This is a genomic window from Bartonella grahamii ATCC 700132 (assembly GCF_000518085.1).
Classification (GTDB): Bacteria; Pseudomonadota; Alphaproteobacteria; order Rhizobiales; family Rhizobiaceae; genus Bartonella; species Bartonella grahamii.
On sequence record NZ_JACX01000001.1, the window covers coordinates 121,821 to 135,189 of the forward strand.

The 13,369-nt window shown below is 37.3% G+C and carries 12 protein-coding genes; 7 read left to right on the top strand and 5 right to left on the bottom strand.

Annotated features, from left to right (window positions below):
- Positions 1–675: 675 nt before the first annotated feature.
- Entirely contained in the window at positions 676–1,818 is a 1,143-nt protein-coding gene (gene dnaJ / locus U736_RS0100475) for a molecular chaperone DnaJ (protein WP_012754490.1), read from the bottom strand.
- A 156-nt stretch (positions 1,819–1,974) separates the two neighbouring features.
- Positions 1,975–3,867 carry a molecular chaperone DnaK gene (gene dnaK, locus U736_RS0100480; protein ID WP_012754489.1) on the bottom strand — a complete coding sequence of 631 codons (1,893 nt, stop codon included), beginning with the start codon at positions 3,865–3,867 and terminating at the stop codon, positions 1,975–1,977.
- A gap of 968 nt (positions 3,868–4,835) precedes the next feature.
- Between dnaK and U736_RS0100490 the strand changes: the two genes are divergently transcribed.
- Positions 4,836–5,390 (top strand): copper chaperone PCu(A)C, encoded by a 555-nt coding sequence (locus U736_RS0100490; RefSeq protein ID WP_012754488.1) that lies wholly within the window; start codon positions 4,836–4,838, stop codon positions 5,388–5,390.
- A gap of 108 nt (positions 5,391–5,498) precedes the next feature.
- Here U736_RS0100490 and lysM read toward each other — a convergent pair whose 3' ends face one another.
- Positions 5,499–5,954: a peptidoglycan-binding protein LysM gene (lysM, locus tag U736_RS0100495; RefSeq protein ID WP_012754487.1), complete on the bottom strand. Its 456-nt coding sequence runs from the start codon at positions 5,952–5,954 to the stop codon at positions 5,499–5,501.
- A 386-nt stretch (positions 5,955–6,340) separates the two neighbouring features.
- Here lysM and U736_RS0100500 point away from each other — a divergent pair, with 386 nt between their 5' ends.
- From U736_RS0100500 to thpR, 6 genes are all read left to right on the top strand, one after another.
- Positions 6,341–7,063, top strand: coding sequence for a response regulator transcription factor (locus U736_RS0100500; RefSeq protein WP_026500136.1), 723 nt, complete (start codon positions 6,341–6,343; stop codon positions 7,061–7,063).
- A 39-nt stretch (positions 7,064–7,102) separates the two neighbouring features.
- The gene (locus U736_RS0100505; protein ID WP_026500137.1) at positions 7,103–8,887 is read left to right on the top strand and encodes a sensor histidine kinase; all 1,785 of its coding nucleotides are present in this window, start codon (positions 7,103–7,105) and stop codon (positions 8,885–8,887) included.
- A 23-nt stretch (positions 8,888–8,910) separates the two neighbouring features.
- Positions 8,911–9,375, top strand: a complete 465-nt coding sequence (locus U736_RS0100510; protein ID WP_012754485.1) for an HPr kinase/phosphatase C-terminal domain-containing protein — start codon at positions 8,911–8,913, stop codon at positions 9,373–9,375.
- 134 nt (positions 9,376–9,509) lie between these two features.
- Positions 9,510–9,908, top strand: coding sequence for a PTS sugar transporter subunit IIA (locus tag U736_RS0100515; RefSeq protein WP_012754484.1), 399 nt, complete (start codon positions 9,510–9,512; stop codon positions 9,906–9,908).
- 17 nt (positions 9,909–9,925) lie between these two features.
- Positions 9,926–10,219, top strand: coding sequence for an HPr family phosphocarrier protein (locus U736_RS0100520; RefSeq protein WP_012754483.1), 294 nt, complete (start codon positions 9,926–9,928; stop codon positions 10,217–10,219).
- A 626-nt stretch (positions 10,220–10,845) separates the two neighbouring features.
- A complete protein-coding gene (thpR, locus tag U736_RS0100525) occupies positions 10,846–11,385 on the top strand; it encodes an RNA 2',3'-cyclic phosphodiesterase (RefSeq protein WP_026500138.1) in 540 nt (179 codons plus the stop codon).
- 106 nt (positions 11,386–11,491) lie between these two features.
- On the opposite strand, the gene grpE is transcribed toward thpR, so the two are convergent.
- On the bottom strand, positions 11,492–12,154 hold the full coding sequence (grpE, locus tag U736_RS0100530) for a nucleotide exchange factor GrpE (protein ID WP_012754481.1): 663 nt from the start codon (positions 12,152–12,154) through the stop codon (positions 11,492–11,494).
- A gap of 124 nt (positions 12,155–12,278) precedes the next feature.
- Complete coding sequence (hrcA, locus tag U736_RS0100535; RefSeq protein ID WP_012754480.1) at positions 12,279–13,349, bottom strand: heat-inducible transcriptional repressor HrcA; 1,071 nt, start codon at positions 13,347–13,349, stop codon at positions 12,279–12,281.
- Positions 13,350–13,369: the final 20 nt, after the last annotated feature.

The window sequence follows — 13,369 nt, forward strand, 5'->3', positions numbered from 1 at the left end:
AAGCAAAGTTCTGAAAAAATTTTAAAGCTATGCCGTACATTCGACTCGTTAGTTTACGCTTATGGATACTTAACAATGAATAAGAATATATACAACCATTGATTTTGTAAGATAAAAACAAAATTTTCTTATAATAATAAAATTAACAGATCACCAAGATAAGAAGTAGATTGACTTAGCACTGTAACCTTATCCAAGCAATTTTTAAGACTATCAAAAATGCCAAAAATAAAATTGGTTATGAGGAATTGATATTTTATTTGAAAAAGATGGATTGTCTAACAGCTTATTTAGCTACTTCTTGATAGGCTACTACCTATTTGACAGTTTTAGTATAGGGCTTTTAAAAAGGCATTTTGAGTAAAACAATAAATACGAAAAATGCTGAATGCATAAAGGCAGTTATCATTACACTGGAAATTAGTCACTCAATTGCGTTCTTCTTGTATGGATAAGCCCTTTTTAAAATATCATAGATACTCAAAAATAAGACTTATCCATAAAACTCGTGAAATGTAAAAAACTATCAGCGGCAGGCACTTACCCTAAATTAATCGTTTCTCTCTTTTCTTTTCAAGAAAAAAATGCTTTTCACAGATGATAAGACTATAGAAAGCTTAATTAAAATAACCTTCCAAAAGTTTTTTCTAATCTATTCTGAGAACATTCACATATTTAACCAGAAATATTTTCAAAAAATTCTTTCATACGTGAAAAAAAGCCATGTGATTGCGGTGAATTCTCATGATTTGAAAGTTTTTCAAATTTTTGCAATAGTTCACGTTGTTCTTGCGTTAATTTTTGTGGTGTCTCAATCGTGATATGGATGTAAAGGTCACCCCTTGCTTGCTGCCGACGCAACATAGGCATACCCTTACCCTTAAGGCGGAATTGACGTCCATTTTGTGTCCCTTCTGGGATTTTAACACGCGCTTTAACACCATCAAGATCGGAAACTTCAAACTCTCCTCCTAAAGCAGCTGTTACCATTGAAATAGGAACGCGACAGTGAAGATCTGCTCCTTCTCGCTGAAAAAACTCATGCGGTTTAACGGAAAGGAAAATATAAAGATCACCATTGGGGCCACCACGAATACCAGCATCACCCTCACCAGAAAGGCGAATACGCGTTCCATCTTCAATACCAGCTGGAACATTCACGCTCAATGAACGTTTTTTCTCTATGCGTCGTGTCCCCTGACATTTTGGGCATGGATCCGTAATAGTTTCACCACGTCCATGACATGAAGGACATGTTCGCTCAATAGAAAAGAAACCTTGTGCAGCACGCACACGACCAGATCCATGACATGTTCCACAAACTTGCGGCTTAGAACCCTTTCTCGCTCCTGATCCTTCACAAACATCGCACGTAACGGAACTGGGAATAGTAATTTCTGCAGTTTTTCCTGAAAATACCTCTTCTAAGGTTATTTCCATATTATAACTCAGATCTGCACCACGTTCGCGACCATCACCACGCTTACGGTGCGCACCTCCCATAATTTCGCCAAAAAAATCTTCAAAAATATCAGCAAATCCACCACCAGCAGCAAAACCTCCAAAGGGATTTGCTCCTCCTTGACTACCGCTATTTTCAAAAGCCGCATGACCAAATCGATCATAAGCAGCACGCTTTTGGGGATCTTTGAGGACTTCGTAGGCTTCGCCAATTTCTTTGAATTTTCGCTCTGCCTCTTTATCCCCGGCGTTGCGATCAGGATGATATTGCATTGCCAACTTACGAAAAGCAGATTTCAACTTTTTATCATCACATTCACGAGTCACGCCAAGAATTTCATAATAGTCAACCTTCATCATGTATTCCTGATAATTTCTCTGTCATCCATCTTATGGATAAGATTGCTTTTAATTTATATTTTTAGCAACAAAGTTGCAACTCACTCAAATAATAAAGCCCAGCCTTATATTTCAAAGGCCGGGTTTATAAATTAATCAACACACATGCTGACACTATTTCTTCTTATCATTAACTTCTTCAAAATCAGCATCAACAACATCATCATTCTTTGCTTCTGTTTCAGTGTCAGCGCCCGCTGCTTGTGAAGCTTCATACATAGCCTGTCCAAGCTTCATACTGACTTCAGCTAATTTTTGCATCTTTGTTGTTACTTCTTCAGTATCACTGCCTTCAAGCGCAGATTTCAAATCAGATATTGCTGTTTCAATCTGTCCTTTTTCTTCAGCTGATACTTTATCGCCATATTCATTGAGTGACTTTTCAGTTGAATGAATAAGAGCTTCCGCTTGATTTCTAGCTTCAACACCTTCACGGCGTTTTTTATCCTCAGCTGCATGCTCTTCCGCATCCTGTACCATTTTTTCAATATCAGCATCACTTAAACCACCTGATGCCTGAATACGAATTTGATGCTCTTTACCAGTTCCCTTATCTTTGGCCGAAACATTAACAATACCATTCGCATCAATATCAAAAGTAACTTCAATTTGAGGTATACCACGTGGTGCTGGAGGAATACCAACAAGATCAAATTGAGCCAATAACTTATTATCGCTCGCCATTTCCCGTTCACCTTGGAAAACACGAATAGTCACAGCACTCTGGTTATCATCAGCTGTTGAAAAAACTTGAGATTTTTTTGTTGGGATAGTGGTATTACGCTCAATGAGACGTGTGAAAACACCACCCAAGGTTTCGATCCCCAAGGATAAAGGTGTTACATCTAGAAGCAAAACGTCTTTGACATCGCCTTGCAATACACCTCCTTGAATGGCAGCACCCATTGCAACAACTTCATCAGGATTAACGCCTTTGTGTGGATCCTTACCAAAGAAGCTTTGCACGACTTGCTGAATCTTGGGCATACGTGTCATACCACCCACTAAAACAACTTCGTCAATCTCACCGGCCTTTAATCCAGCATCTTTTAACGCAGCTTTACAAGGCTCGATGGTGCGCTGCACTAAATCGTCAACCAGAGATTCAAATTTTGCCCGAGTCAATTTCATTGTTAAGTGCTTGGGACCTGATTGATCTGCCGTGATAAATGGTAAATTGATTTCTGTTTGCTGTGACGAAGAAAGCTCAATTTTTGCTTTTTCTGCCGCTTCTTTTAAGCGCTGTAAAGCTAATTTATCATTTTTCAGATCAATTCCTTGCTCTTTCTTAAACTCATCGGCAAAATAACCGACCAAGCGCATATCAAAGTCTTCACCCCCTAAAAACGTATCTCCATTGGTTGATTTAACTTCAAAAACGCCATCTCCAATTTCAAGTACTGAAATATCAAATGTACCACCACCAAGGTCGTAAACAGCAATTGTTTTTCCGTCTTTTTTGTCCAAACCATAAGCTAAAGCAGCAGCAGTGGGCTCATTAATAATCCGTAAAACTTCAAGTCCAGCAATTTTACCCGCATCTTTAGTCGCTTGACGTTGCGCATCATTAAAATAAGCAGGAACAGTAATAACCGCTTGTTCAACTTTTTCACCCAGATAAGATTCTGCTGTTTCCTTCATCTTTTGCAAAATCATAGCTGAAATTTGCGATGGAGAATATTTCTTACCCGCTTCTTCAACCCATGCATCACCATTGTCACCTTTAACAATTTTATAAGGCACAAGTGCTTTATCTTTTTCAACCATAGGATCATCAAAACGACGCCCTATCAAACGTTTAACTGCAAAAACTGTCCCTTCGGGATTTGTTACCGCCTGCCGTTTAGCAGGCTGTCCAACAAGCCGCTCTCCCCCATCAGTAAAGGCAACAACGGAAGGTGTTGTTCGTGCTCCTTCTGAGTTCTCGATAACCTTTGCGTTTTTGCCATCCATAACAGCCACACAAGAGTTCGTTGTCCCCAAATCAATACCAATTACTTTTGCCATATTATAATCTCCATTCAGCAAGCTACCTCAACCTTCATAAAGCATCTTTTTAAGACAGCTCCTCATAACACTCAAAGCCCATACATTGCTTCAAGCAACATAAAATAATAAAAAATTGCAAGTCGCAATAAGCCTTGCTGCCTCGTATATAAGAACAGGCTTTTATTGCTACAAGAGAATAATGAGAGAAACATCTCCAAAATAAAAAATTTATTTTAAAATAGGCGCTTTAATGACCCATAAATACCATATTTATGAGAAACTTGAGATCATAATATATTTTTCTTGCAATTCTCAGTAAATACATCTTTCTATAAAAATTAAAAAAACAAAAGAGTGCTTGCACTCTCGCTCTTGATCTTCTCATCATTAATAAAATTATACTCACGTAAAAACTTTTTAAAAGGCGAATAATTTATATCACGAATATTATAAATTTTCCTTGGACTAAAATAGTCATCATATCTAATACTCATATCAGTAGAGGTATTATCTATCGATCTCCTTTCAAAAATTCTCCTTTTAACGGTCTCATTGTTTACTGCTATTTGAAAGATGTGTTTTAAACTCACCTAAAGCGTTTTTTCTTAACTGTATAATTTTGAACTTGAAAATATATAAAAATGCCTCTGTATAAATGCTTTAAAATACCAAGAGCTGTCGTAATATTAAAAATTGGTAAAGTAGTTGATGATTTCTCTGTGTTATATCTTTATTAAGTAAAATAGTAGTGCATCATAGATTTTATACCATTTACAAACACTATTATGAGATGAACACGGAAGCGTTAAGAGGTGTGTTGTCATTGTAAACCTTATTGTCTTCCTTTAAAATCAAAGAATTCTATGATTTTTATTCTCATATTCAAATCAATTTCATTTTAGCATTTCTTTCTTTTATTTTAAATAAAAGCTCTGCTAAAATAAAAAGTTATTCAAAGTGTGAATCTTATGAAGGAGGGTAAATCAATGATGACATCTATTATTAAGAAAATAACAAATCTTATCTTTAAGAATATAATAAATACACAATATCCATACAAAAAGGTTATCATAAATATCGTGTGTGCTCTTCTCTTTGCTGGTATAACCCTGCCTGCAGGTGCTCAGCAATATCAACTTGGCGACATAGAAATTCTCAATCCTTGGACACGCGAAACACCTAGAGGTATAAGAGTTGGTAGCGGTTATCTCTACATTATTAATCACAGTAATACCCCAGACCGTTTGGTTTCTATTTCCACAAACGGAGTAAAAAAAACAGAGATACACTCCATGGCTGTCGTTAATGATATTATGAAAATGGAAAAAATGCACAATGGCATTGAAATTCCGGGAAATGGCGAAATCACGCTTAAGCCTGGCGGTGATCATATTATGTTTATGGGGCTTTCACAACCATTCAAGTTAGGTGATAAAATTAGCGCAAAATTGACATTTGAGAAAGCAGGAACGATTGATGTTGATTTCTCTGTAAACGCTATGAAAGCACCATCACCTTCTAAATCCTCTCCTAGCCACTAAGCTCCTTTTTTATAATACACACTCTTAAAATGAAGAAGCGTGAAATTTTTGTACGCTTCTTTATTTTTTGTTTAATGCCATCAGTAAAAAATTCTCCCCTTTGATGAATTAACTATGGTCAATTTCAGGAATACGTAAAACTTGTCCAGGATAAATTTTATCGGGAGATTTTAGCATTGGCTTATTGGCTTCAAAAATAAACGTGTTTTTATTACCTTGCCCTTTTCCATAAACCTCTTCAGCAATTTTCCAAAGATTATCACCAGATTTAACCTCATAAAAGCGAGAAGGTTTTCTGGGCGTTGTATCTATAACCTTTAATTGATCAACATCTACAGAAGAGATACCTTGTGAATTGCCAACAACCAGCAGTGCTTTTTCAAGTGTTTCCCTGTCTGGAACTTCACCACTTAAAATAGCTTTACCGTCTTCAACTTGAATATTTACTTTTTCTGTACCGAGTTGAAAATGATCAAATGCTGTCTTAAAATCTTTTTCTTTTGGTTCATGGTCCCCAATACCTAACTTTTCCCCTACAGTTTTAATAAAATTAAAAAATCCCATTACAACCTCCTTTCGTGTAGCAGAAACAAATTTTTGTGCATATATTGCCACATTCTTTTCTTTGCTCTTAAAACACATAGGCAGATTTTCTAAACTTCAACAATCAAAACTATACCTGTTCAATTATGGGACAAATACAATAATCAACTTGGTAATAAACCTTGATAAAAAAAGCCTTTATGAAAATTTTCTCTCAAACGAAGGGATCTTAATAGACGTAGAAACATTATAAATTATGAAAGCAAAACAAGATTTTACAGTAATGACAAAAGGTTTTTTACTTTGCTACAATTTGTATCATATTTGTTTTGCAAAAAAAATATGAACTCCCATATAAATAAGTGTGGGTAATTTGCTACCACAGCAATAGAAAGGTCTAAGAAACCATGAAAGATACACCAACAATCACACAAACGATTGTACTTGTTGATGATGATCGCAATATTTTGACGTCTTTATCTTTTGCGCTTGAGACAGAAGGCTATCGAGTTGAAAGCTATACAGATGGAGCATCTGCACTCAAGGGTCTCACTCTTCACCCTCCACACTTAGCTATTTTTGATATTAAAATGCCCCGAATGGATGGGATGGAACTCTTGCGTCGTTTACGTCAAAAATCTGATCTTCCAGTTATTTTTCTTACCTCTAAAGATGATGAAATTGATGAATTATTTGGTCTCAAAATGGGAGCTGATGATTTTATTACTAAACCTTTCTCCCAACGTCTTCTCATTGAACGCGTGCAAGCTATTTTGCGCCGTTCTAATGCACGTAACCAACCACTTTCTACAGGAACTTCTTCCACCTCTTCTCTCAAACGTGGAGATCTTGTGATGGATCAAGAACGCCACACCTGTACATGGAAAGATAAACCTGTTATTTTAACCGTTACGGAGTTTTTGATTCTGCAAACCTTAGCACAAAGACCAGGAGTTGTAAAAAGTCGTGATGCTTTAATGGATGCTGCCTATAGTGATCAAGTCTACGTAGATGATCGCACCATTGATAGTCACATTAAACGTCTGCGTAAAAAGTTTAAACAAGTGGATGATGATTTTGCAATGATTGAAACACTTTATGGTGTAGGTTATCGTTTCCACGAGGTATAAAACTACTTTGTCGCAAAAATTTGAACGGCAATCAAATCGATGACAGACAATTCTCAACTGGAAACTTTACAAAAAACAACCGTTAATGGTACATCCTCAACGCCATTTCTTATGTTTGCCCGTTTGCATCTCCGAACACAACGTCTCTTTAGACAATTGCTTTTTTCCAGCCTCACACGTCGCATTGTTATATTAAACATTGCTGCCCTTGCCATTTTAGTTACAGGCATTTTATACCTTAACCAATTTCGCGATGGTTTAATTGAAGCAAAAATTAAAAGTTTATGTACCCAAGGAAAAATTATTGCTGGGGCTATTGCTGCTTCCGCAACAGTAGATACAAATTCTATCCTCATTGATCCCCAAAAACTCTTAGAGTTACAGACTGGTGAAAGCGTTACACCCGCCCCTCAATCAACCGATTCTTGGGATTTCCCTATTAACCCTGAGCAAGTTGCCCCTCTTTTACGGCGTCTCATCACACCTAAAACGACAAGAGCACGTATCTATGATCGTGATGCTACTCTCCTTCTTGATTCGCGCGTTCTTTATTCTAGTGGAGAAGTTTTTAGTTATGATTTACCCCCACTTAAAACAGAACAAAGCATGTGGGATCGCCTTACTTCATGGTATTCAAGCACATTTTATGGCAAAGGTATTGCTCTTGACAGAGAACAAACAAAAACCAGTGGTATTGCTTATCCAGAAGTGTACCGCGCATTAAACGGATCTCTTGCTACGGCTAAAAGACGCAACAGACAAGGTCAATTAATTGTTTCTGTTGCCGTTCCTGTGCAACGCTATCGCGCAGTGGTTGGAGCTCTTCTTCTTTCAACCACTGGTTCTGATATTGATAACATTGTAAAAGGTGAAAGACTGGTTATCTTTAAAGTTTTTGCCGTTGTAGGCAGCGTACTTTTGGTTCTTTCTCTCTTTTTGGCCCATACGATTGCCCATCCATTAAGTAAATTATCTGCCTCGGCTAATCGAGTGCGTAATGGCAATAATCAGCGTGTAGAAATTCCTGATTTTTCAATGCGTGAAGATGAAATTGGTCACCTTTCAACCTCTATTCGTGATATGACTAATGCCCTTTATATGCGTATTGAAACCATTGAACGCTTTGCTGCTGATGTAAGCCACGAATTAAAAAATCCTCTCACCTCTCTACGCAGTGCTGTTGAAACGCTCCCTCTGGCTAAAAATGAAGAAGCACAAGAGAAATTGCTTGAAATTATTCAACATGATGTGCGCCGTCTTGATCGGTTGATTACAGATATTTCTGATGCATCGCGGCTCGATGCAGAGCTTGCACGAGAAACCGCAGAGATTGTTGATATGACACCGCTTTTGGAAAGTCTTGTTCATGCTGTTCAGGAAGTGTATCGTAATACGCAAACCATTGATATAAGCCTTAATATTGTCCCACGTCCTCATGGAAAAGCCTATCTTGTATTGGGACATGAACTCCGTTTAGGGCAAGTGATTTCAAATCTTCTTGAAAATGCACGTTCTTTTATTCCTCGTAATCGTGGCAAAATTTGCATTACTATGAAAAGTCATGCTTCAACCCTTATTTTAACCATTGAAGATAATGGCCCAGGTATTCGTTCAGAAAATATTGAACGCATTTTTGAGCGTTTTTATACAGATCGACCAAACGAAGATGCTTTTGGACAAAACTCTGGACTTGGACTTTCTATTAGTCGGCAAATCATCGAAGCTCATAATGGGACAATTACAGCCGAAAATATTATTGATTCTACACTTGGGAAGTGTAAAACTGGTGCACGTTTTATTATTATGCTTCCCCTCGCTAAATAAATCTTTTATCCAAAGTAAAAGGCATGAAAACAAAATGTGAAATACTCCACGCAAATTGCCTTCAATTGGGCGGCAAGGGCCTGTTAATTATAGGCCCATCGGGATCAGGAAAATCAACCATTACCCTTTCTTTGCTCGACCGTGCTGAGTGGTCAAAACGTGAAGCGAAGCTTATTAGTGATGATTATACAATGTTGCGTGCGGAAAATGGAAAGCTTCACGGATACACTCCTGATAATTTAGAGGGCGGTATCGAGATTCGTGGCGTTGGTCTTTATATGATAGAATTTGAAAAGCACACAACTATCGATTGTGTTATTTTTCTCGGTCCGGAATATGAACGTTTTTCCACAAATAAAACTTTCCAATTTGAAGATTTGCACATTCCTCTTTTAAAACTTCCCTCTCTTCGTGAAGCCGATTGTACAGCCATTTGTCAAGCTATTGAAGCATTTTTGTTTAGAAAAATATGGCAAAAATCTGTCTAATTTTTTTCTAAAGATAAAAAATCACAATTTTTGCCTTTTTTTTGCAAATTTTTCTTGGCAGCAAGACAAAGCCTTGTAAAATGTGTTTCCCACCAATATGGTCGGATCTTATTAGTTAACAGGAGTTTGCGTAAATGATTGGACTCGTGCTTGTAACGCACGGTGAGCTGGCTGTCGAATTTTTACATGCCGTGGAACATGTTGTTGGAGTACAAGAAAAGTTCGCAACAATATGCGTTTATCCCGATGACGATATAGATCAGCGCCGAGGTGATGTTATAGCCGCAGTAACCGATACAAATACGGATCATGGCGTCATCATATTAACAGATGTGTTCGGTGGAACACCATCGAATATAGCTATTCCTGCTATTGAAAAAGGACGCGTTGAAATGATTGCGGGTGTTAATTTGCCCATGCTTATTAAACTGATTTCTATTCGCAAATGTCCTGATATTTCATTATCAGACGCGTTAAGAATAGCACAAGAAGCAGGGCGTAAATATATTAATGTACCAAGTATGATTTTATAGCGGATAATAAAATACCAATGTTTTCCAAAGATACCCTCCCATGTATAAGTCGTCATTTCAATATCTGTAATAAACGTGGCTTGCATGCACGTGCTTCTGCAAAATTTGTACAAACCGTTGACAATTTTAATGTTACTGTTGAAGTTGAAAAGGATGGAAAAATCGTTGGTGGATCATCAATTATGGGACTTATGATGTTAGCGGCTTCATCCGGTTGTAACCTCACCATTCGTGTTTCAGGACCAGAAGCAACAGATGCTCTTAATGCTCTTGAAAAGCTTATCAATAACAACTTTGGAGAAGAAAACTAGCGCTTTCTCACCATAAATAAGGATGATGATTCTTAGAAAATAGGAACTTTCCATCATTATTTTGAATTTTAATTTCTCTTCCCACTTTTATACCAATATTCATATCCATTATGGATTGGCATAATTATCATAAATGTAAAAGCTTATAGTAATTTTATTATACTGGAGTTTTTCCTTCCTTTCCTAACATTATTTGATCAATTTGAATAGTTTTGCGTATTACGGCTATTACCCGACTTAATCGTATAATTAAATCTTTACAGAAAAAGAGAACTCTTCACCTTGTATTAGAATATGCTTTATTTTAAGCTAAAGATAGATGTCAAAATAATTTAGCACATCAAAAATCTATCAACTTTTCTTATTTTCTGCTAAATTTGTAGTCTTTATAATACACAAGGAATCTTCCATTGCACATCATTGTGATACAGCTCATGAAAACGCAATTCTTATCGATATCATAGCCATTTTTTTAAACGAATAAGCTTTGTACGCTCATAATTATAGTAAGCATTTTTTAGACATTCTTTTTCAATACTATTGCCTTATTTTCTATGGTACATGCCTCGCCTTTATTATCTATATTGTGTTTGGAATAGCATCTTTCATTATAAGGAGATAATATTATGGGTCGTCTATTTAGTGCCCTTCAGATTCCTCAACAAACAACACAACAACTTGTATCGTTGCAAAATGGCTTACCAAAAGCGCAATGGATCAACCCGCAAAATTTTCACGTCACCTTATCTTTTTTCGGTGAAGTTGAAAGTGCTACCGCAGATGCACTTATGCACGCCTTTGATACAATAAAGCTCTCTCCTTTTATGCTACAAATAGATGGTTTTGAAGTTTTTGGTTCAGAAAATGCTCCCCATTCTCTTGTGGTTCGCATTGAACCTTGTGAAAAGCTTAATCTTTTACATGAAAAGATGCAATATATCCGGAATAAATTAGAGTTAAAGCCTGATGAAAGACAATTTATTCCGCATATTACTCTTGCACGAATATTTGATATCAATCTTGAAGATCTTTCTTCTTATCTATCTTTTCAAGATGATTTTTTTATCCCTCCTTTTGAGGTCGATCACTTTGTTTTATTTTCATCGTCATCTCCCTCAAGTGAGTCCGTGTATCTTATAAAAGGAAGTTGGTCACTTCAAAGATAAAAGGGTGTTTATAACACCCTTTAAAAACTCTTTGAGAAAAGACCTCATATATGTGTAATTGCAGGGAATACTGCATTTTATGTTGGAGATTTATTATTGATGTGTTTTAAGCAGAATCAGCTTCAACAGAAGCTTCTTTTGCTCCTCCTTTGGCTACACCCACTATAGCTGGACGTAACACCCTTTCCCCGATAATATAACCTGCCTGAACAACTTGTTGAACAGTGTTATCTGGAACATCGGCATTAGGAATTTCAAACATCGCTTGATGAAAGTGAGGATCAAATTTTTGCCCTTCTGGATGAATTTTTTGCACCCCATGACGTTCTAATGCTGCCATCATGGCACGTTCGGTCATTTCAACGCCTTCTGCCAATGATTTCAAACCAGCATCACTTTCCCGCGCCCCTTCTGGAATAGCTTCCAAAGCACGATTGAGATTGTCAGAAACCGATAACATATCCCGTGCAAAATTAGCAATGGAATAAGCCTTTGCATCCGCCACATCTCGCATAGTACGGCGTCGAAGATTTTCCATATCTGCAACAAGACGTAAAAGCTGATCTTTCAGTTCTTTATTTTCATCCTGCAAAGACGCTAAAAGATCACTAACCTCATTGCTTTCTTTTTCAACGTCTTCGTGTTCCTCTGTTTTATGTGTTTTTAAAAATTCATCGGCTGCCTGTTTAAGTGTATTACGATCAGCTGGATTTTTTAAATCACAATTTTCAAATGAAGCGTCAGTAAATTTGTTTTTTTCATCAGACATAAAAATTTTATTCCTTCATAAGATTCGTTATTCTCGATATCGAAATTCTACAGACAAAAATCAAGGGGTATCGATGTATATAATACAATGAGCTTCTATAGTACAAATACTTACCTGCATCGTTTTAACGCAATAACTGTGACACAAGTTGAGCTGTATAATCAACCATGGGTACAATCCTTGCATAATTAAGCCTTGTAGGACCAATAACGCCCAAAGCACCAATGACTCTTTGTTGTGAATCACGATAAGGTGCTACAACTAAAGAAGAACCAGAAAGTGAAAATAACTTATTTTCTGAACCAATAAAAATTCGAACTCCAGAACCTTCATCCGTTAAATCGAGAAGCTGTGCCATACTCTCACGCGTTTCAAGATCATCAAACAAATGGCGTAACCGTTCTAAATCTTCTTCTGCTTTCACATCTTCAAGTAAATTGCTGCGCCCGCGAACAATGAGGTGTATTTTATGATCAGCGCCTTCTCCTCCCCAAAGAGCTAATCCCGTTTCAACAAGATGATGCGATAAATCATCAAGTGCAGCCTGTGTTTCTGCGCATAAGCGGGCAATTTCCCCTTTAGCTTCACTCAATGTACGCCCTTGGATATGGGCATTGAGAAAATTCGTTGCTTCCGTCAATTGTGCATGGGTAACCCCCTCTGGCAAATGAACAATACGATTTTCAACTTCACCTTGTTGAGTCACCAAAACGGCAAGAGCGTGCTCCCTATCAAGGCGCACAAATTCAATATGTTTCAATGTTCCTTCTTGTTTTGTTGCTAAAACAAGCCCTGCCCCACGTGAAAGATCTGAAAGAACTCGGCTTGCTTGAACAAGAAAATGTTCAACCGATTGTGCATGACCAGCCTCTTTGACTTGCATTTCAATATTTTCTCGCTCTTCGTTTGGCAAATCACCCGCTTCCATAAATGCATCTACAAAAAAGCGTAAACCTGATTGTGTCGGCATTCGACCCGCAGAAACATGTGGTGCATAAATCAAACCGAGATGTTCAAGATCACTCATCACATTGCGAATCGTCGCAGGTGATAATGTCTGTCGTAAAAGCCGCGAAAGATTGCGTGACCCTACAGGCTCACCATCATTAAGATAAGCCTCAACAATATGGCGAAAAATATCACGCGAACGTTCATCAAGATATTTTAGTTCATTATCAATAGTTTTGTGCTTCATCACAATTGTTTCACTACTTT